30 protein-coding genes are annotated in these 17,187 nt (G+C 49.9%); 1 reads left to right on the top strand and 29 read right to left on the bottom strand.

All coding sequences use genetic code 11. From position 1 onward, the window contains the following. Window positions 1-14: 14 nt before the first annotated feature. The 18 genes from rplR to rpsJ form a co-directional block, all read right to left on the bottom strand. Entirely contained in the window at window positions 15-368 is a 354-nt protein-coding gene (gene rplR / locus AC3ITF_RS01950) for a 50S ribosomal protein L18 (RefSeq protein ID WP_000358960.1), read from the bottom strand. Between the two features lie 9 nt (window positions 369-377). Then, window positions 378-911, bottom strand: a complete 534-nt coding sequence (gene rplF / locus AC3ITF_RS01945) for a 50S ribosomal protein L6 (protein ID WP_096759319.1) — start codon at window positions 909-911, stop codon at window positions 378-380. Window positions 912-923: 12 nt separating this feature from the next. Further along, a complete protein-coding gene (gene rpsH / locus AC3ITF_RS01940) occupies window positions 924-1,316 on the bottom strand; it encodes a 30S ribosomal protein S8 (protein WP_003031127.1) in 393 nt (130 codons plus the stop codon). A gap of 30 nt (window positions 1,317-1,346) precedes the next feature. After that, window positions 1,347-1,652, bottom strand: a complete 306-nt coding sequence (rpsN, locus tag AC3ITF_RS01935) for a 30S ribosomal protein S14 (RefSeq protein WP_003031125.1) — start codon at window positions 1,650-1,652, stop codon at window positions 1,347-1,349. Between the two features lie 14 nt (window positions 1,653-1,666). Beyond that, window positions 1,667-2,206: a 50S ribosomal protein L5 gene (rplE, locus tag AC3ITF_RS01930; RefSeq protein WP_003031123.1), complete on the bottom strand. Its 540-nt coding sequence runs from the start codon at window positions 2,204-2,206 to the stop codon at window positions 1,667-1,669. A gap of 14 nt (window positions 2,207-2,220) precedes the next feature. Further along, window positions 2,221-2,535, bottom strand: a complete 315-nt coding sequence (rplX, locus tag AC3ITF_RS01925; RefSeq protein ID WP_003031122.1) for a 50S ribosomal protein L24 — start codon at window positions 2,533-2,535, stop codon at window positions 2,221-2,223. 10 nt (window positions 2,536-2,545) lie between these two features. Beyond that, window positions 2,546-2,917: a 50S ribosomal protein L14 gene (gene rplN, locus AC3ITF_RS01920; RefSeq protein WP_000613954.1), complete on the bottom strand. Its 372-nt coding sequence runs from the start codon at window positions 2,915-2,917 to the stop codon at window positions 2,546-2,548. Between the two features lie 162 nt (window positions 2,918-3,079). Further along, window positions 3,080-3,334: a 30S ribosomal protein S17 gene (gene rpsQ / locus AC3ITF_RS01915; RefSeq protein WP_017460070.1), complete on the bottom strand. Its 255-nt coding sequence runs from the start codon at window positions 3,332-3,334 to the stop codon at window positions 3,080-3,082. Continuing rightward, complete coding sequence (gene rpmC, locus AC3ITF_RS01910; RefSeq protein WP_000644742.1) at window positions 3,334-3,525, bottom strand: 50S ribosomal protein L29; 192 nt, start codon at window positions 3,523-3,525, stop codon at window positions 3,334-3,336. Before rpmC ends, rpsQ begins: the two co-directional genes overlap by 1 nt. Continuing rightward, window positions 3,525-3,935, bottom strand: coding sequence for a 50S ribosomal protein L16 (gene rplP / locus AC3ITF_RS01905; RefSeq protein ID WP_000941212.1), 411 nt, complete (start codon window positions 3,933-3,935; stop codon window positions 3,525-3,527). The genes rpmC and rplP overlap by 1 nt, the downstream gene beginning before the upstream one ends. A 12-nt stretch (window positions 3,936-3,947) precedes the next feature. Next, on the bottom strand, window positions 3,948-4,646 hold the full coding sequence (gene rpsC / locus AC3ITF_RS01900) for a 30S ribosomal protein S3 (RefSeq protein ID WP_006817277.1): 699 nt from the start codon (window positions 4,644-4,646) through the stop codon (window positions 3,948-3,950). A gap of 17 nt (window positions 4,647-4,663) precedes the next feature. Then, window positions 4,664-4,996, bottom strand: a complete 333-nt coding sequence (gene rplV / locus AC3ITF_RS01895; RefSeq protein WP_000448832.1) for a 50S ribosomal protein L22 — start codon at window positions 4,994-4,996, stop codon at window positions 4,664-4,666. 14 nt (window positions 4,997-5,010) lie between these two features. Further along, the gene (rpsS, locus tag AC3ITF_RS01890) at window positions 5,011-5,289 is read right to left on the bottom strand and encodes a 30S ribosomal protein S19 (protein ID WP_001138115.1); all 279 of its coding nucleotides are present in this window, start codon (window positions 5,287-5,289) and stop codon (window positions 5,011-5,013) included. Window positions 5,290-5,305: 16 nt separating this feature from the next. Continuing rightward, window positions 5,306-6,127, bottom strand: a complete 822-nt coding sequence (gene rplB / locus AC3ITF_RS01885; protein ID WP_038634702.1) for a 50S ribosomal protein L2 — start codon at window positions 6,125-6,127, stop codon at window positions 5,306-5,308. A gap of 17 nt (window positions 6,128-6,144) precedes the next feature. Next, window positions 6,145-6,447 carry a 50S ribosomal protein L23 gene (gene rplW, locus AC3ITF_RS01880; protein ID WP_004868363.1) on the bottom strand — a complete coding sequence of 101 codons (303 nt, stop codon included), beginning with the start codon at window positions 6,445-6,447 and terminating at the stop codon, window positions 6,145-6,147. Next, complete coding sequence (gene rplD, locus AC3ITF_RS01875) at window positions 6,444-7,049, bottom strand: 50S ribosomal protein L4 (RefSeq protein WP_003031119.1); 606 nt, start codon at window positions 7,047-7,049, stop codon at window positions 6,444-6,446. Before rplD ends, rplW begins: the two co-directional genes overlap by 4 nt. A 10-nt stretch (window positions 7,050-7,059) precedes the next feature. After that, the gene (gene rplC, locus AC3ITF_RS01870; RefSeq protein WP_096759318.1) at window positions 7,060-7,689 is read right to left on the bottom strand and encodes a 50S ribosomal protein L3; all 630 of its coding nucleotides are present in this window, start codon (window positions 7,687-7,689) and stop codon (window positions 7,060-7,062) included. 32 nt (window positions 7,690-7,721) lie between these two features. Continuing rightward, on the bottom strand, window positions 7,722-8,033 hold the full coding sequence (rpsJ, locus tag AC3ITF_RS01865) for a 30S ribosomal protein S10 (protein ID WP_001181005.1): 312 nt from the start codon (window positions 8,031-8,033) through the stop codon (window positions 7,722-7,724). 380 nt (window positions 8,034-8,413) lie between these two features. On the opposite strand from rpsJ, the gene AC3ITF_RS01860 reads away from it, so the two are divergent. Beyond that, a complete protein-coding gene (locus AC3ITF_RS01860) occupies window positions 8,414-8,881 on the top strand; it encodes a prepilin peptidase (RefSeq protein ID WP_181540894.1) in 468 nt (155 codons plus the stop codon). On the opposite strand, the gene bfr is transcribed toward AC3ITF_RS01860, so the two are convergent. The 11 genes from bfr to fkpA form a co-directional block, all read right to left on the bottom strand. Continuing rightward, window positions 8,878-9,354, bottom strand: coding sequence for a bacterioferritin (gene bfr / locus AC3ITF_RS01855; protein WP_115257340.1), 477 nt, complete (start codon window positions 9,352-9,354; stop codon window positions 8,878-8,880). The two genes, AC3ITF_RS01860 and bfr, sit on opposite strands and share 4 nt — an antisense overlap. A 71-nt stretch (window positions 9,355-9,425) precedes the next feature. After that, window positions 9,426-9,620 carry a bacterioferritin-associated ferredoxin gene (gene bfd / locus AC3ITF_RS01850; RefSeq protein WP_003031111.1) on the bottom strand — a complete coding sequence of 65 codons (195 nt, stop codon included), beginning with the start codon at window positions 9,618-9,620 and terminating at the stop codon, window positions 9,426-9,428. 184 nt (window positions 9,621-9,804) lie between these two features. Further along, entirely contained in the window at window positions 9,805-10,989 is a 1,185-nt protein-coding gene (gene tuf / locus AC3ITF_RS01845) for an elongation factor Tu (RefSeq protein WP_096759316.1), read from the bottom strand. A gap of 70 nt (window positions 10,990-11,059) precedes the next feature. Then, window positions 11,060-13,174, bottom strand: a complete 2,115-nt coding sequence (gene fusA, locus AC3ITF_RS01840; RefSeq protein WP_096759315.1) for an elongation factor G — start codon at window positions 13,172-13,174, stop codon at window positions 11,060-11,062. Between the two features lie 96 nt (window positions 13,175-13,270). Beyond that, entirely contained in the window at window positions 13,271-13,741 is a 471-nt protein-coding gene (gene rpsG / locus AC3ITF_RS01835; RefSeq protein WP_016154763.1) for a 30S ribosomal protein S7, read from the bottom strand. Between the two features lie 95 nt (window positions 13,742-13,836). Further along, window positions 13,837-14,211: a 30S ribosomal protein S12 gene (rpsL, locus tag AC3ITF_RS01830; RefSeq protein ID WP_003023654.1), complete on the bottom strand. Its 375-nt coding sequence runs from the start codon at window positions 14,209-14,211 to the stop codon at window positions 13,837-13,839. Between the two features lie 125 nt (window positions 14,212-14,336). Next, window positions 14,337-14,624, bottom strand: coding sequence for a sulfurtransferase complex subunit TusB (tusB, locus tag AC3ITF_RS01825; RefSeq protein WP_115257339.1), 288 nt, complete (start codon window positions 14,622-14,624; stop codon window positions 14,337-14,339). A gap of 6 nt (window positions 14,625-14,630) precedes the next feature. Then, window positions 14,631-14,990 carry a sulfurtransferase complex subunit TusC gene (tusC, locus tag AC3ITF_RS01820; protein ID WP_096759313.1) on the bottom strand — a complete coding sequence of 120 codons (360 nt, stop codon included), beginning with the start codon at window positions 14,988-14,990 and terminating at the stop codon, window positions 14,631-14,633. Continuing rightward, complete coding sequence (gene tusD, locus AC3ITF_RS01815; protein ID WP_115257337.1) at window positions 14,990-15,376, bottom strand: sulfurtransferase complex subunit TusD; 387 nt, start codon at window positions 15,374-15,376, stop codon at window positions 14,990-14,992. Before tusD ends, tusC begins: the two co-directional genes overlap by 1 nt. Then, a complete protein-coding gene (locus AC3ITF_RS01810; RefSeq protein ID WP_003023643.1) occupies window positions 15,376-16,098 on the bottom strand; it encodes a helix-turn-helix transcriptional regulator in 723 nt (240 codons plus the stop codon). The genes tusD and AC3ITF_RS01810 overlap by 1 nt, the downstream gene beginning before the upstream one ends. A 165-nt stretch (window positions 16,099-16,263) precedes the next feature. After that, window positions 16,264-17,082, bottom strand: a complete 819-nt coding sequence (fkpA, locus tag AC3ITF_RS01805; RefSeq protein WP_115257336.1) for an FKBP-type peptidyl-prolyl cis-trans isomerase — start codon at window positions 17,080-17,082, stop codon at window positions 16,264-16,266. Window positions 17,083-17,187: the final 105 nt, after the last annotated feature.

The raw sequence follows: 17,187 nt of genomic DNA, 5'->3' as shown, positions 1-17,187 counted from the left end.
CTTACACCTCTACCTTAGAACTGAAGGCCAGCTTCACGGGCAGCATCTGCCAGTGCCTGGACACGACCATGATATTGGAACCCGGAACGGTCAAAGGATACATCTTTGATGCCTTTTTCCAGAGCGCGTTCAGCAACAGCTTTACCTACAGCTGCAGCAGCGTCTTTGTTACCGGTGTACTTCAATTGTTCAGCGATAGCTTTTTCTACAGTAGAAGCAGCTACCAGAACTTCAGAACCGTTCGGTGCAATTACCTGTGCGTAAATATGACGCGGGGTACGATGTACCACCAGGCGAGTTGCACCCAGCTCCTGGAGCTTGCGGCGTGCGCGGGTCGCACGACGGATACGAGCAGATTTCTTATCCATAGTGTTACCTTACTTCTTCTTAGCCTCTTTGGTACGCACGACTTCGTCGGCGTAACGAACACCCTTGCCTTTATATGGCTCAGGACGACGGTAGGCGCGCAGATCTGCTGCAACCTGACCGATCAGCTGTTTATCAGCGCCTTTCAGCACGATTTCAGTCTGGGTCGGACATTCTGCAGTAATACCTGCCGGCAGCTCATGATCAACAGGATGAGAGAAACCTAAAGCCAGGTTTACTACATTCCCTTTGACCGCTGCGCGGTAACCTACACCAACCAGCTGCAGCTTCTTAGTGAAGCCTTCGGTAACACCGACAACCATTGAGTTCAGCAGGGCACGCGCGGTACCAGCCTGAGCCCAACCATCTACGTAACCATCACGCGGACCGAAGGTCAGTGCATTATCTGCATGATTAACTTCAACAGCATCGTTGAGAGTACGAGTCAGCTCGCCGTTCTTACCTTTGATCGTAATAACCTGACCGCTGATTTTTACATCAACGCCGGCAGGAATAACGACCGGTGCTTTAGCAACACGAGACATTTTTTCCTCCGATTAGGCTACGTAGCAGATAATTTCGCCACCAAGACCAGCTTGGCGCGCTGCACGATCAGTCATAACACCTTTAGAGGTAGAAACAACTGCGATACCCATGCCAGCCATAACTTTTGGCAGCTCGTCTTTACGCTTATAAATGCGCAGACCTGGGCGACTGACACGCTGAATGCTTTCTACAACAGCTTTACCCTGGAAATACTTAAGAGTAAGTTCCAGTTCCGGCTTGGTGTCGCCTTCAACTTTAAAATCTTCAATAAAACCTTCTTCCTTCAGCACGTTGGCAATTGCCACTTTCAGCTTGGAGGAAGGCATGGTGACCGCAGCTTTATTCGCGGCCTGACCGTTACGGATACGGGTCAGCATATCCGCGATCGGATCTTGCATGCTCATCTGTCTTTACTCCCGTGATTCAATTGGTAATTACCAGCTAGCCTTTTTCAAGCCCGGTACTTCACCGCGCATAGCGGCTTCACGAAGCTTAATACGGCTCAACCCGAACTTGCCCACATAGCCATGCGGACGACCTGTTTGACGGCAGCGGTTACGCTGACGAGACGGGCTGGAATCACGCGGCAGAGACTGCAGCTTCAGAACTGCGTTCCAACGATCTTCGTCGGTCGCGTTCACATCAGAGATAATAGCCTTCAGTTCAGCGCGTTTTGCGAAGTACTTATCAGCTAAAGCTACGCGCTTTACTTCGCGTGCTTTCATTGATTGCTTAGCCATTCAGTAACCCTACCTTACTTGCGGAACGGGAAGTCAAAGGCAGCCAGCAGAGCACGGCCTTCTTCATCAGATTTCGCAGTAGTGGTAATGGTAATATCCAAACCACGCACGCGGTCGACTTTATCGTAGTCGATTTCTGGGAAGATGATCTGCTCACGGACACCCATGCTGTAGTTACCACGACCGTCGAAAGACTTAGCGGACAAGCCACGGAAGTCACGGATACGTGGAACAGCAATAGTGATCAGGCGCTCAAAGAACTCCCACATGCGTTCGCCACGCAGAGTTACTTTACAGCCGATCGGATAGCCCTGACGGATTTTGAAGCCTGCAACAGATTTGCGTGCTTTGGTGATCAACGGCTTTTGACCGGAGATTGCTGTCAGATCAGCTGCTGCGTTATCCAGCAGTTTCTTGTCAGCGATCGCTTCACCAACACCCATGTTCAGGGTGATCTTCTCGACCCGAGGGACTTGCATGACAGAATTGTAGTTAAACTCAGTCATGAGTTTAGCGACTACTTCGTCTTTGTAGTAATCATGCAGTTTCGCCATCGTACTACTCCAAATTACTTGATAGTTTCGCTGTTAGACTTGAAGAAACGGACTTTTTTGCCATCTTCGAATCTAAAGCCTACACGGTCAGCCTTGCCGGTTGCCGCGTTGAAGATAGCAAGGTTAGAGATCTGAATAGCTGCTTCTTTCTCTACAATGCCGCCTGGTTGGTTCAGGGCCGGAACCGGCTTCTGATGTTTCTTAACCAGGTTGATACCTTCAACAATGACCTTGCCGGAAGACAGGACATTTTTTACTTTACCGCGTTTACCTTTATCTTTACCGGTTAACACGATAACTTCGTCATCACGACGGATCTTCGCTGCCATGATTCGCTCCTTAGAGTACTTCTGGTGCCAGAGAGATAATTTTCATGAACTTCTCGTTACGAAGTTCACGAGTTACCGGCCCAAAAATACGCGTACCGATAGGTTGCTCACTGTTATTGTTTAAAATAACGCATGCATTACCATCGAAGCGAATGACAGAACCGTCCGGGCGACGAACACCCTTCTTGGTGCGCACCACTACCGCCTTCAGCACATCACCTTTTTTGACCTTACCACGCGGAATTGCTTCCTTGATGGTGATCTTGATGATGTCGCCTACGCCTGCGTAGCGACGGTGCGAGCCACCCAGAACCTTGATACACATTACGCGACGTGCACCGGAGTTGTCGGCGACGTTCAGCATAGTCTGTTCTTGGATCATTTTAGTGCTCCGCTAATGTCAACTACTACTGAGACCCGAAAATCAGGTCGTTAAAAAGCCCCATATCGGGGGCGCGGCATTATAACACCGCTTCAACGATATGGGTAGAAAAAATAAACGGCTCATCGCTGAGCCGTTTATTCGTTGAGAATGCATACTCTATTACAGAATAGCTTTCTCTACAACGCGAACCAGCGTCCAGGACTTAGTCTTGGACAGCGGACGGCATTCGCGGATTTCAACCACGTCACCAGTACCGCATTCGTTGTTCTCGTCATGTACGTGCAGTTTGGTCGTACGCTTGATGAATTTACCGTAGATCGGGTGTTTCACAAAACGTTCGATAGCAACAACAATGGATTTCTCCATTTTGTCGCTAACAACGCGACCTTGCAGAGTACGGATTTTATCGGTCATTACGCACCCGCCTTCTCAGTCAGTAAAGTCTTAACGCGTGCGACATCACGACGCACTTGCTTCAACAGGTGAGACTGTTGCAGCTGGCCACTTGCAGCCTGCATACGCAGGTTGAACTGCTCACGCAGCAGATTCAGCAGCTCGGTGTTCAGCTCTTCAACACTCTTCTCACGCAGCTCTTTTGCTTTCATTACATCACCGTCTTAGTTACAAAGGTGGTTTTAATCGGCAGTTTCGCTGCTGCCAGCTTGAATGCTTCACGGGCCAGCTCTTCCGGTACACCGTCCATTTCATACAGGACTTTACCCGGCTGAATCAAGGCAACCCAATACTCCACGTTACCTTTACCTTTACCCATACGCACTGCCAGCGGCTTTTCAGTGATCGGTTTGTCCGGGAATACACGGATCCAGATCTTACCTTGACGCTTAACTGCACGGGTCATAGCACGACGTGCTGCTTCGATCTGACGGGCAGTCAGACGACCACGGCCAACAGCTTTCAGACCGAAGCTGCCGAAGCTAACATCCGTACCCTGCGCCAGACCGCGGTTACGGCCTTTGTGCATTTTACGGAATTTTGTACGCTTTGGTTGTAACATCAGCGACGCTCCTTATTTACGGCCTTTACGCTGCTGCTTTTTAGGTTGAGCAGCCGGTTCCGGTTGTTCAACAGCAGCCATACCACCCAGGATCTCGCCTTTGAAGATCCATACCTTAACGCCGATTACACCGTAAGTGGTGTGCGCTTCAGAGGTGTTGTAGTCGATGTCAGCACGCAGAGTGTGCAGCGGTACGCGACCTTCGCGGTACCATTCGGTACGTGCGATTTCCGCGCCGCCCAGACGGCCGCTAACTTCAACTTTAATACCTTTAGCGCCCAGACGCATTGCGTTCTGTACAGCACGCTTCATAGCACGACGGAACATAACACGACGTTCCAGCTGAGAAGTGATGCTGTCAGCAACTAATTTTGCGTCCAGTTCAGGCTTACGCACTTCGGCGATATTGATCTGGGCAGGAACGCCAGCAATATCAGCTACGACTTTGCGCAGTTTTTCTACGTCTTCGCCTTTCTTACCGATAACGATACCCGGGCGAGCGGTGTGAATGGTCACACGGATGCTCTTAGCCGGACGCTCGATAACGATACGAGATACAGACGCTTTAGCCAGTTCCTTAGTCAGGTACTGACGTACTTTAAAATCGCTGTCCAGGTTGTCAGCGAATTCTTTGGTGTTCGCAAACCAGGTTGAGTTCCATGGTTTTACAATACCCAGGCGAATACCATTAGGATGTACTTTCTGACCCATTGCTAGTCTCCAGAGTCTCAGCGATCGGACACAACCACAGTAATGTGGCTGGTGCGCTTCAGGATGCGATCTGCACGACCTTTTGCACGCGGCATAATGCGCTTCATGCTAGGGCCTTCGTCTACGAAAATTTTCGTAACTTTCAGATCGTCAATGTCAGCGCCATCGTTGTGTTCAGCGTTAGCAATGGCAGATTCCAGGACTTTCTTAACCAGTACAGCCGCTTTCTTATTGGTGTAGGTCAGAATATCCAGAGCCTGCGACACTTTCTTACCGCGAATCAGGTCTGCAACAAGGCGAACCTTCTGAGCAGAAGAACGAGCATGGCGATGTTGAGCTAAAGTTTCCATCTCTTCCTCCTACCTTATTTCTTCTTCGCTTTTTTATCAGCAGCATGGCCGCGATAAGTACGAGTCGGTGCGAATTCACCCAGTTTGTGACCGACCATTTCGTCGGAAACAAATACCGGAACGTGCTGACGACCATTATGGACAGCGATGGTCAAACCGATCATGTTAGGAAAGATCGTTGAACGACGGGACCAAGTGCGCAGGGGCTTCTTGTCTCCGCTTTCCACCGCTTTCTCTACCTTCTTCAGCAAGTGCAGGTCAATAAAAGGACCTTTCTTGAGAGAACGTGGCATGGCTTATCCTCTAAAATTATTTGCTACGGCGACGTACGATGAATTTATCAGTACGCTTGTTGCTGCGGGTCTTCTTACCTTTGGTCTGAACGCCCCACGGAGTTACCGGGTGCTTACCAAAGTTACGACCTTCACCACCACCATGTGGGTGATCGACTGGGTTCATCGCAGTACCGCGAACGGTAGGACGAACACCACGCCAGCGTGCAGCACCTGCTTTACCCAGAACGCGCAGCATATGCTCAGCATTGCCAACTTCGCCCAGAGTTGCACGGCAGTCTGCTTCGACTTTACGCATTTCACCAGAACGCAGACGCAGGGTGACATAAGCACCATCACGAGCAACGATCTGAACGTAAGTACCAGCGGAACGTGCCAGCTGACCGCCTTTACCTGGTTTCATTTCTACGTTATGAACGGTAGAACCAACCGGGATATTGCGCATCGGCAGGGTGTTACCTGCTTTGATTGCAGCATCAACGCCAGATTGAACCTGGTCGCCAGCTTTCAGGCCTTTAGGGGCCAGGATGTAACGACGTTCGCCGTCTTTGTACAGAACCAGCGCGATGTTCGCGGAACGGTTCGGATCGTACTCAAGACGTTCAACAATTGCCGGGATACCGTCTTTGTTGCGTTTGAAGTCAACGATACGATAAGCCTGCTTGTGACCACCACCGATGTGACGAGTGGTGATACGGCCATTGTTGTTACGACCACCGGATTTGCTGTTTTTTTCAACCAGCGGAGCAAAAGGTTTGCCCTTGTGCAGCTCTGGGTTGACCACTTTAACAACGTGGCGACGACCCGGAGATGTCGGTTTACATTTAACAACTGCCATTGTATTACTCCTCCGACTTACTCAGCGCCGCCGACGAAGTCCAGATTCTGGCCTTCCTTCAGGGTGACGTAAGCTTTTTTCCAGTCGCTACGACGACCGATACGCTGTCCGTGACGTTTAACTTTCCCTTTAACAACCAGGGTGTTAACGACTTCGACTTCGACTTCAAACAGTTTCTGCACAGCAGCTTTGATTTCTGCTTTGGTCGCGTCTTTAGCAACTTTGAGAACGATGGTATTGGTTTTTTCCATCGCAGCAGACGCTTTTTCAGAAACGTGCGGTGCGCGCAGCACCTTCAGCAAACGTTCTTCACGAATCATGCCAGCATCTCCTCAACTTGCTTAACAGCATCAGCAGTCATTACGACTTTGTCGAAGGCGATCAGGCTAACCGGGTCGATACCAGTTGCATCGCGTACGTCAACCTTGTGCAGGTTGCGCGCAGCCAGGAACAGGTTTTCGTCCAGCTCACCGGTGATGATCAGCACATCTTCCAGAGCCATGTCTTTCAGTTTCTGTGCCAGCAGCTTAGTTTTAGGCGCTTCTACAGAGAATGATTCGACAACGATCAGACGATCCTGACGTACCAGTTCGGACAGAATGCTTTTCAGCGCGCCGCGGTACATCTTTTTGTTAACTTTTTGACTGTGGTCCTGCGGGCGAGCAGCGAAGGTTACGCCACCGGAACGCCAGATCGGGCTCTTGATAGAACCTGAACGCGCACGGCCGGTACCTTTCTGGCGCCACGGCTTTTTGCCTGAACCAGTTACTTCAGCACGAGTCTTCTGAGCACGAGTACCCTGACGAGCACCAGCTGCATAAGCAACAACAACCTGGTGAACCAGCGCTTCGTTGAAATCACGACCGAAGGTAGTTTCGGAAACAGTCAGCGCGCTCTGCGCGTCTTTCAATACTAATTCCATTGCTATCCCCTTACGCCTTCACAGCTGGTTTAACGATCAGGTCGCAACCGGTCGCACCCGGAACACCACCTTTAACCAGCAGCAGGTTGCGCTCAGCGTCAACGCGTACTACGTCAAGGCTCTGAACGGTGACACGCTCGTTACCCATCTGACCTGCCATTTTCTTGCCTTTGAACACTTTGCCCGGAGTCTGGTTCTGACCGATAGAACCCGGAACGCGGTGAGACAAGGAGTTACCGTGAGTCGCGTCCTGGGTACGGAAGTTCCAGCGCTTAACGGTACCAGCGAAACCTTTACCTTTAGAGGTACCGGTTACGTCAACTTTTTTAACGTCAGCAAACAGTTCAACGCTAATGTTCTGACCAACGGTGTATTCTTCACCATCTGCCAGACGGAACTCCCACAGGCCGCGGCCAGCTTCTACGCCAGCTTTAGCAAAGTGACCAGCTTCCGGCTTGGTTACACGGTTAGCTTTTTTAGCACCAGTGGTAACCTGAACAGCGCGATAGCCATCGTTAGCCAGATCTTTGATCTGAGTAACGCGGTTTGCTTCAACTTCGATAACGGTTACTGGGATAGATACGCCATCTTCAGTGAAGATGCGGGTCATACCCACTTTTTTACCGACTAAACCAATCATTGTATCAACCTCTCAATCGCTCGATGACCTGATTAACCCAGGCTGATCTGCACGTCTACACCGGCAGCCAGGTCCAGACGCATCAGAGCATCAACGGTTTTTTCAGTTGGCTCAACGATGTCAACCAGACGCTTGTGAGTGCGAATTTCGTACTGATCACGCGCGTCTTTGTTAACGTGCGGAGAGATCAGAACGGTAAAGCGCTCTTTGCGGGTCGGCAGCGGGATCGGACCACGAACCTGCGCACCAGTGCGCTTGGCAGTCTCGACGATTTCCGCGGTTGATTGATCGATCAGACGATGATCAAACGCTTTCAAACGGATACGGATTCTTTGGTTCTGCATGAGACCAGAGCTCCAATTATTTTATAGACGAAATAGTTACTCCTCAAACCCATTACGATTGATGGGAGAGTGTAACCGTTCTTACAGAGTTCCCCGATTGGGAACATTGTCTGGTATCGCTTTCGCAGTACCGGTGGCTCATATCGAACCGCTGTCAATATTAGACAAGCCCGCGCATTATACGTAAATCTCAGCCTTACGCAAGTGCCGTGTAGATATTAATCACTCAACCAGTAATGCGAGCCCGATTCCGCTCTGAATGCAGAGGTTTTTGTTCATCGTAATTTCTCCGGAAGGAAGCCAACAGAATGAGCAATCAAGCCTTGTATGGTCAGCACGATTTCTTGAAGGTGGCATCTATTTCCACAAAGGATTCGCGCATGTACGCCGACCTCCCCTTTCTGTTTTTCTACATTTCATTATGCGGGCTACTTTGGGCCCAGGATTTACGTACCGGGTTATTACCCGACAAGTTGACCTGCCCTCTGCTCTGGTGCGGTCTTATTTACTACCAGTGCTGTAAACCGGCACTGTTATCCGACGCACTTTGGGGAGCCATAGCAGGCTATAGCGCATTTTCGCTGATCTACTGGAGCTATCGCCTGGTGCGGCGGTATGAGGGATTAGGCTATGGTGATGTAAAATTCCTCGCCGCATTGGGTGCCTGGCATCGGTGGGAATCATTACCACTATTGGTCTTCCTTGCGGCTTGTTTAGCGTGCTGCATGATGGGAGCTGATTATGTAAGATACGGAAAAAAAGGACTAAAAAACCCGCTGCCTTTTGGACCCTATCTGGCGGCTGCGGGTTTTATTATTGGCGGGGTAAATCTGGTACGGGGCTTTTAGTCACTGACTTTAATTTGCGACTGCAGGTAATTTTGCAATCCCAGTTTTCCAATCAGATCCAGCTCCGTTTCGAGCCAGTCGATATGCCCTTCTTCGTCGGTGAGGATCTCTATCATCATATCCCGACTGACATAGTCATGAACGCTATCGGCATAGGCAATGGCTTCACGTAAATCTTTTGCGCCATCCAGCTCAAGTCGAAGATCTGACTGAAGCATCTCCTCAACGTCTTCGCCAATCCCCAACTTACCCAAGTCCTGTAAATTTGGGAGCCCTTCTAAAAACAAAATACGCTCGATGTATTTATCGGCGTGTTTCATCTCATCAATAGATTCATGGTACTCAACATCATTGAGCCGAGTCAGCCCCCAGTTTTTAAACATTCGGGCATGAAGAAAATACTGGTTGATCGCGACAAGCTCATTTCCCAATAGTTTATTGAGATAACTTATGATTTTAACATCACCTTTCATTTTATAGTCCCTCCGCTTCCACTCTTAGAGCGTAGATGGGGCTACAGGGATGTCAAAAAAAAGAGTGTGACTTAGGCGATCTCTTTAAATTCTGGCATTTGTGTTAATTCATCTTGCATCACTTCACGCGCAGCGCGAATGCATTTACCACATTGATTTCCAACAGGAATAAATTTTCGTAATTGTTGAAAAGATTGCGGATGAAACTGGCGAACAGCCTGACGAATTTTTTTATCACTTATCGCATTACACAAACAAACGTACATGATCGCTCCCGTTCAATTTATGCGCAAAGTGTAAATGAGAATAGTTATGATTACAATAGCACAATACTGTTTGTATGCCGACGCGGCTTGCGAAAAATGCGAATAAATATTACAGGTGTCAAATATCAGGCAGCAAAAAGGGCGCCTAAGCGCCCTTTTCAATTCAAAACTAATTAACGAGTAATTAGCTCAGAACTTTAGCAACAACGCCCGCACCAACAGTACGGCCGCCTTCACGGATTGCGAAACGCAGACCGTCGTCCATCGCGATCGGGTGGATCAGGGTAACAACCATTTTGATGTTGTCGCCCGGCATTACCATCTCTACGCCTTCCGGCAGTTCGATGGTACCCGTCACGTCAGTAGTACGGAAGTAGAACTGCGGACGGTAGCCTTTGAAGAACGGAGTATGACGGCCGCCTTCGTCTTTGGACAGGATATAAACTTCAGATTCGAACTTGGTGTGCGGCTTGATAGAGCCCGGCTTAGCCAGTACCTGACCACGTTCGATTTCTTCACGTTTGATACCACGCAGCAGAACACCAACGTTCTCACCAGCACGGCCTTCGTCCAGCAGTTTGCGGAACATTTCAACGCCAGTACAGGTAGACTTAGCAGTCTCTTTGATACCAACGATTTCAACTTCTTCGCCAACTTTAACGATACCGCGCTCTACACGACCGGTAACAACAGTACCACGGCCGGAGATGGAGAATACGTCTTCGATAGGCAGCAGGAACGGCTTGTCAATCGCACGCTCTGGTTCCGGGATGTAAGAATCCAGGTAGCCAGCCAGTTCAACGATTTTAGCTTCCCACTCAGCTTCGCCTTCCAGCGCTTTCAGAGCAGAACCACGAACGATCGGAGTATCGTCGCCCGGGAAATCGTACTGAGACAGAAGTTCACGAACTTCCATTTCTACCAGTTCCAGCAGCTCTTCGTCATCAACCATGTCGCATTTGTTCAGGAACACGATGATGTACGGAACGCCAACCTGACGACCCAGCAGGATGTGCTCACGAGTCTGCGGCATCGGGCCGTCAGTCGCAGCAACAACCAGGATCGCGCCGTCCATCTGCGCAGCACCGGTGATCATGTTTTTAACATAGTCGGCGTGGCCCGGGCAGTCTACGTGTGCGTAGTGGCGAGACGGGGTGTCATATTCAACGTGAGAAGTGTTGATGGTGATACCACGTGCTTTTTCTTCCGGTGCGTTATCGATCTGATCGAATGCACGAGCAGAACCGCCGTAGGTTTTAGCCAGTACGGTGGTGATTGCAGCGGTCAGAGTAGTTTTACCGTGGTCAACGTGGCCGATGGTGCCGACGTTAACGTGCGGTTTTGTACGTTCAAATTTTTCTTTAGACACGGCTATATTCCTTACTATAGTGCTCTCCCCTTATAGAGAGAGCACGGGATTTTGGTTTTTAACCTGCGGCTTATTTACCGCGGGCTTCGATTACGGCCTGAGCAACGTTGTTCGGCGCATCATCATACTTCAGGAATTCCATAGAGTAAGATGCACGACCTTTGGTCAGAGAACGCAGCTGAGTTGCATATCCGAACATTTCAGACAGCGGAACTTCAGCATGAATCTGAACACCAGTAGCGTTAGATTCCTGACCTTTCAACTGACCACGACGACGGCTAAGGTCACCGATGACGTCACCAGTGTTCTCTTCCGGCGTTTCTACTTCAACCTTCATGATCGGCTCAAGCAGAACAGGTTTCGCTTTCTTAAAGCCATCTTTGAAGGCGATAGAAGCAGCCAGTTTAAACGCCAGCTCAGAGGAGTCAACGTCATGGTAAGAACCGAAGTGCAGACGCACGCCCAGATCAACAACCGGATAGCCAGCCAGCGGGCCAGATTTCAGCTGTTCCTGGATGCCTTTATCAACGGCCGGGATGTATTCGCCAGGAATTACACCACCTTTGATGTCGTTGATGAACTCGTAGCCTTTCGGGTTTGAACCCGGCTCCAGCGGGTACATGTCGATAACAACATGACCGTACTGACCGCGACCACCAGACTGCTTAGCGTGTTTACCTTCGATATCGGTAACTTTCGCGCGAATCGCTTCACGGTAAGCAACCTGAGGTTTACCGACGTTCGCTTCAACGTTGAATTCACGCTTCATGCGGTCAACGATGATGTCGAGGTGCAGCTCACCCATACCGGCGATAATGGTCTGGTTAGATTCTTCGTCAGTCCATACGCGGAAAGACGGGTCTTCTTTAGCCAGACGGCCCAGAGCCAGACCCATTTTTTCCTGGTCAGCTTTGGTTTTCGGTTCTACCGCGATGGAGATTACCGGCTCAGGGAATTCCATACGCTCCAGAATGATCACGTGGTCTGGATCACAAATGGTGTCACCAGTTGTCACATCTTTCAGACCGATCGCAGCCGCGATATCGCCCGCGCGAACTTCTTTGATCTCTTCACGCTTGTTGGCGTGCATCTGTACGATACGACCAAAACGTTCACGAGCCGATTTCACTGGGTTGTAAACAGTATCACCGGAGTTAACCACGCCAGAGTACACGCGGAAGAAGGTCAGGTTACCCACGAACGGGTCGGTAGCGATTTTGAATGCCAGAGCAGCAAACGGCTCTTCATCGCTAGCGTGACGCTCAGCCGGAGTATCTTTACCGTCGTCCAGAATACCGTTGATCGCAGGTACGTCGATTGGGGATGGCAGGTAATCAATTACCGCATCCAGCATCGCCTGAACACCTTTGTTCTTGAACGCAGAACCACAGGTTACCAGGATGATTTCGTTGTTCAGAACGCGCTGACGCAGAGCAGTCTTGATCTCTTCTTCAGTCAGTTCTTCACCACCGAGGTATTTCTCCATCAGCTCTTCTGAAGCTTCTGCAGCGGACTCGATCAGGTTCTGGTGCCATTCTTCAGCCAGTTCCTGCATGTCTGCCGGAATATCTTCATAAGTGAAGGTTACGCCTGCGTCTTCTTCGTTCCAGTTGATGGCTTTCATTTTCACCAGGTCAACAACACCGGTGAAATGTTCTTCAGCACCAATAGCCAACTGCAGCGGAACAGGGTTCGCGCCCAGACGGGTTTTGATCTGACCAACAACTTTCAGGAAGTTCGCACCCATACGGTCCATTTTGTTAACGAACGCAATGCGTGGAACTTTATATTTGTTAGCCTGACGCCATACGGTTTCAGACTGCGGCTGAACACCACCAACTGCGCAGTAAACCATTACTGCACCATCAAGCACACGCATGGAACGTTCTACTTCGATTGTGAAGTCAACGTGCCCCGGGGTGTCGATGATGTTTACGCGATGCGGTTCATACTGCTTGGCCATACCAGACCAGAATGCAGTAGTCGCTGCGGAGGTGATAGTAATACCACGCTCCTGCTCCTGTTCCATCCAGTCCATGGTGGCTGCGCCGTCATGAACTTCACCGATTTTATGGTTTACACCGGTGTAGAACAGAATACGTTCGGTAGTAGTGGTTTTACCGGCGTCGATGTGCGCACTGATACCGATGTTACGGTAGCGCGCGATGGGTGTTGTACGAGCCATTTGATTCCTCGTTTATCTTTTAGGCGTTCAATTTAAGTAGCCCAAAGCGGGCTGCTTACAGGAAGCGCCCGCCTGGTGACTATTACTCCGAAGGGATTACCAACGGTAGTGTGCGAACGCCTTGTTGGCTTCTGCCATACGGTGAACGTCTTCACGTTTCTTAACTGCAGTACCTTTGTTTTCTGCAGCATCAGAAAGTTCGTTCGCCAGGCGCAGAGCCATGGATTTATCACCGCGTTTACGAGCAGCTTCAACGATCCAACGCATTGCCAGAGCATTACGACGAACCGGACGGACTTCAACTGGTACCTGATAAGTAGAACCACCAACGCGGCGAGACTTAACTTCGACAGTCGGGCGCACGTTTTCGAGGGCTACTTCAAAGGCTTCCAGGCCATCTTTACCAGAGCGCTGAGCCAGGGTCTCCAGGGCGCTGTATACGATGGTTTCTGCAGTAGATTTTTTACCATCTACCATCAGGATGTTTACAAATTTAGCCAGCAGCTCTGATCCGAACTTAGGATCCGGCAGAATTTTACGCTGACCAATGACGCGACGACGTGGCATGGGAATACTCCGTTGTTAATTCAGGATTGTCCAAAACTCTAAGAGTTTAGTTTGACATTAATATAAAACGTTTGGCCTTACTTAACGGAGAACCATTAAGCCTTAGGACGTTTCACGCCATACTTGGAACGTGATTGCTTACGGTCTTTAACGCCGGAGCAGTCAAGCGCACCACGAACGGTGTGGTAACGAACACCCGGAAGGTCTTTTACACGACCGCCACGGATCAGGATCACGGAGTGTTCCTGCAGGTTGTGACCTTCACCACCGATGTAGGAAGTCACTTCAAAACCGTTAGTCAAACGCACACGGCATACTTTACGCAGTGCGGAGTTTGGTTTTTTAGGAGTGGTGGTATATACACGGGTACATACACCACGTTTCTGCGGGCAGGCTTCCAGCGCAGGCACGTTGCTCTTTGCAACTTTGCGTGCGCGTGGTTTGCGTACCAGCTGGTTAACTGTTGCCATTAAATAGCTCCTGGTTTTAGCTTTTGCTTCGTAAACACGTAATAAAACGACCTCATACAATATGAGGACGCAGAATTTTAGGTCGGTGTCGAAAAGGTGTCAAGAAATATACAACGATCCCGCAATTACCAGGCAATCTGGTTGGGATGCTTCACCGTAAGTCTGACGAAGTCAGTATAGCTAACCCTGACGACACTGTCTGAAATTTGACCACCCAACCCGCGAGCCTTAATGTCTTCTTCCAGTACATAAACCTTAATGGAGGCATTTTGCAGCGTTTCAAGGAAACGGCTGCCTTCTATGGCTGCAGTCACGCCGTCCTGAAGCAATAAAAGCTCATCGTCTGCGCCAACAAGACGCAGCAGGGAGGAGAAGTCAGTCAGCCACGGTGAGCGATGTAGAGTATGCAGCATGCGCGTTTAGAACCTCATAATGACGTCATAGTTGCCCAGTTCACGGCGCAGTTCTTCAGGTTCAAGTACCGTCGCATCGACAACGAATTTCATGTCCGTATCAAGGCCACGTTCGCGCAATGAGGCAGCGCACAGCCAACATTGTTCTATATCGTACAGCCCCAACAATTTGAAGGTCGCAATATAGTCCCGTGCCAGAATGAGATCAGGTTTTTGCTCTGGCAGGATTTGGAAGACGCCGTCCCCGATAAAAAAGACGCCGAGATCTTCTGTTAGTGCTGATGTCGCCAGTAGTGCATCCAGACCTTCACGGCCCGATGCGCTCCCGTGAGGCACGGTGGAAAATACAAAAGCGATTCGATTCATTAGAACTGCACCACGCGATCGCACGTCAGGGATGCCTCAGCGAGCGAACCCAGCCCACTAAGGTTAAAACCCGCTTGTAAATTAGCCCCAGCCAACGCCAACCTCTCTGCTTCAGTTTCATCAACAACGCCGCGGCGTAGCGCCGCTGCCACGCAGATATTTAGCTCTACGCCATGCTGTTGATTAAGCTGTTGCCAGGCGCGAACCAGATCAAATTCATCACTGGCGGGCGACGTCAGCAGATTGGCGTTATACACGCCTTCACGATAGAAAAAGACACGGCTTAACTCATGACCTTCTTCAATCAATGCGTGAGCAAATTGCAATGCGCTGCTCGCCTGCTGCGTACCATAAGCAGGTCCAGTCACGACGATAGCAAAGCGCATTACTTGTCTTGCCCCTGGAAATCACCGCTCTTGAACTGGCGAATATAAAGATAAACCGTGTGCTTGGAGATGTTCAGGCGGTCAGCAACTTGGTTAATAGCATCTTTGATATCGAAGATACCTTTCTCATACAAGTTCAGGACAATCTGACGATTCTTCGCATTGTTGGAGACGTTACGATCGGCATTCACTTCTTCAATCGTGAACTCCAGCGTCTGGGTAACCAGATCTTCCACTGATGAGGCGAAGTTCACGGCAGAACCCACTTCTGGGGTTTCCGGTGGAATAAAGGTATTCATTATCTGCGAGAAAGGAACATCAAGGTTCATATTGATACACAGCAGACCAATTACGCGATGCTCACGGTTGCGAATGGCAATCGTCACCGACTTCATCAAGACACCGCTTTTCGCACGTGTGAAGTAACACTTCGACACGCTGCTATCCGCACCCGTCATATCATGCAGCATGCGCAACGCCAGATCGGTAATCGGTGAGCCAATTTTACGACCCGTATGTTCACCGTTAGCAATGCGAATAGCCGAGCATTTCAAATCCTGCAAAGAGTGCAATACGATTTCACAATGGGAACCAATGAGCATCGCCAACCCGTCCACTACCGCTTCGTAGGATTTAAGGATATCGAAGTCGGTTTGATCGAAAGGACGTTGATCCAGCAAATCTAGCTCACTGGTTTCGTTGGTTAAAAGCGACCTGGACATGAAAAAAAGCACTCCTTTTCAGGAGCCTGTCGTTATGTTGTCAGGGCAGGCTCATCACTATTAGGGGCATCTAAAGTAATACAGCGCACGAGGCGCTTTCCAGTATTAATTATATCCTGTCGATAATAAAAAACCGCCGCCCTGTGGGCGGCGGTTTTAGGTAACTTATTTTTTGCTGCTGTCTGCAGCTTTTTCAGCCGGGGCAGCATCTGGTTTAGCGTCGGCTTTCGGGGCCGGTTTGATGTCCAGCAGCTCAACATCAAACACCAACGTGGAGTTTGCCGGGATACCCGGAACGCCGGTTTTGCCATATGCCAGATCCGGTGGAATAACCAGCTGGATTTTACCGCCTTTCTTGATGTTTTTCAGACCTTCGGTCCATCCTGGGATAACACCGTCAAGACGGAAAGAGAGCGGCTCACCACGCGTGTAAGAGTTATCAAACTCTTTACCATCGATCAGTGTGCCTTTGTAGTTCACTACAACGGTATCGCTGTCTTTCGGTGCTTCACCAGTACCTGCTTTCTCTACTTTGTAGACCAGGCCAGTAGAAGAGGTTTTAACGCCTTTCTCTTTAGCAAACTTCTCGCGGTACACTTTACCTTTGGCTTCGTTATCAGCCGCGTCTTTTTCCATTTTCGCCTGAGCGGAAGACTTCACGCGCGCTTCGAACGCCTGCAGGGTTTGCTCGATTTCCTGGTCGGACAGCTTGCTCTTATCAGCAAACGCGTCCTGAACACCAGCGATCAGCTGGTCTTTATCCAGTTTGATGCCCAGTTTTTCCTGTTCTTTCAGGGAATTTTCCATGTAACGACCCAGAGACGCGCCCAGCGCGTAAGCAGATTTTTGGTCGTCATTTTTGAATGCGGCTTTGCTGTCAGCAGTAGCGGCTGGTTTCGCAGCATCGGCGGCGAAGGTGATCGGGGCATGTAGAGCTACGGCCATCGTGGTCGCCAGCAGCGTTACTTTAAACAGTGATTTCATCCATCTCTCCAGGGCCGGGGCATCTCACCCCAGGGTTAACTAACACAAAAATGTACTATAAAGCGTTGCAGAACAAATCAACATACGGGCACGCCCTATTATCAC

The sequence above is a fragment of the Citrobacter sp. KH_055_1 genome, assembly GCF_057838705.1.
Note: the sequence above shows the minus strand (reverse complement) of the source record. Positions and strands in the feature narration are given on the sequence as shown.

Coding starts and splice junctions, on each gene's coding strand:
- rplR (WP_000358960.1), bottom strand. CDS start 368: ATGGATAAGAAATCTGCTCGTATCCGTCGTGCGACCCGCGCACGCCGC.
- rplF (WP_096759319.1), bottom strand. CDS start 911: ATGTCTCGTGTTGCTAAAGCACCGGTCGTTATTCCTGCCGGCGTTGAT.
- rpsH (WP_003031127.1), bottom strand. CDS start 1,316: ATGAGCATGCAAGATCCGATCGCGGATATGCTGACCCGTATCCGTAAC.
- rpsN (WP_003031125.1), bottom strand. CDS start 1,652: ATGGCTAAGCAATCAATGAAAGCACGCGAAGTAAAGCGCGTAGCTTTA.
- rplE (WP_003031123.1), bottom strand. CDS start 2,206: ATGGCGAAACTGCATGATTACTACAAAGACGAAGTAGTCGCTAAACTC.
- rplX (WP_003031122.1), bottom strand. CDS start 2,535: ATGGCAGCGAAGATCCGTCGTGATGACGAAGTTATCGTGTTAACCGGT.
- rplN (WP_000613954.1), bottom strand. CDS start 2,917: ATGATCCAAGAACAGACTATGCTGAACGTCGCCGACAACTCCGGTGCA.
- rpsQ (WP_017460070.1), bottom strand. CDS start 3,334: ATGACCGATAAAATCCGTACTCTGCAAGGTCGCGTTGTTAGCGACAAA.
- rpmC (WP_000644742.1), bottom strand. CDS start 3,525: ATGAAAGCAAAAGAGCTGCGTGAGAAGAGTGTTGAAGAGCTGAACACC.
- rplP (WP_000941212.1), bottom strand. CDS start 3,935: ATGTTACAACCAAAGCGTACAAAATTCCGTAAAATGCACAAAGGCCGT.
- rpsC (WP_006817277.1), bottom strand. CDS start 4,646: ATGGGTCAGAAAGTACATCCTAATGGTATTCGCCTGGGTATTGTAAAA.
- rplV (WP_000448832.1), bottom strand. CDS start 4,996: ATGGAAACTTTAGCTCAACATCGCCATGCTCGTTCTTCTGCTCAGAAG.
- rpsS (WP_001138115.1), bottom strand. CDS start 5,289: ATGCCACGTTCTCTCAAGAAAGGTCCTTTTATTGACCTGCACTTGCTG.
- rplB (WP_038634702.1), bottom strand. CDS start 6,127: ATGGCAGTTGTTAAATGTAAACCGACATCTCCGGGTCGTCGCCACGTT.
- rplW (WP_004868363.1), bottom strand. CDS start 6,447: ATGATTCGTGAAGAACGTTTGCTGAAGGTGCTGCGCGCACCGCACGTT.
- rplD (WP_003031119.1), bottom strand. CDS start 7,049: ATGGAATTAGTATTGAAAGACGCGCAGAGCGCGCTGACTGTTTCCGAA.
- rplC (WP_096759318.1), bottom strand. CDS start 7,689: ATGATTGGTTTAGTCGGTAAAAAAGTGGGTATGACCCGCATCTTCACT.
- rpsJ (WP_001181005.1), bottom strand. CDS start 8,033: ATGCAGAACCAAAGAATCCGTATCCGTTTGAAAGCGTTTGATCATCGT.
- AC3ITF_RS01860 (WP_181540894.1), top strand. CDS start 8,414: ATGTACGCCGACCTCCCCTTTCTGTTTTTCTACATTTCATTATGCGGG.
- bfr (WP_115257340.1), bottom strand. CDS start 9,354: ATGAAAGGTGATGTTAAAATCATAAGTTATCTCAATAAACTATTGGGA.
- bfd (WP_003031111.1), bottom strand. CDS start 9,620: ATGTACGTTTGTTTGTGTAATGCGATAAGTGATAAAAAAATTCGTCAG.
- fusA (WP_096759315.1), bottom strand. CDS start 13,174: ATGGCTCGTACAACACCCATCGCGCGCTACCGTAACATCGGTATCAGT.
- rpsG (WP_016154763.1), bottom strand. CDS start 13,741: ATGCCACGTCGTCGCGTCATTGGTCAGCGTAAAATTCTGCCGGATCCT.
- rpsL (WP_003023654.1), bottom strand. CDS start 14,211: ATGGCAACAGTTAACCAGCTGGTACGCAAACCACGCGCACGCAAAGTT.
- tusB (WP_115257339.1), bottom strand. CDS start 14,624: ATGCTGCATACTCTACATCGCTCACCGTGGCTGACTGACTTCTCCTCC.
- tusC (WP_096759313.1), bottom strand. CDS start 14,990: ATGAATCGAATCGCTTTTGTATTTTCCACCGTGCCTCACGGGAGCGCA.
- tusD (WP_115257337.1), bottom strand. CDS start 15,376: ATGCGCTTTGCTATCGTCGTGACTGGACCTGCTTATGGTACGCAGCAG.
- AC3ITF_RS01810 (WP_003023643.1), bottom strand. CDS start 16,098: ATGTCCAGGTCGCTTTTAACCAACGAAACCAGTGAGCTAGATTTGCTG.
- fkpA (WP_115257336.1), bottom strand. CDS start 17,082: ATGAAATCACTGTTTAAAGTAACGCTGCTGGCGACCACGATGGCCGTA.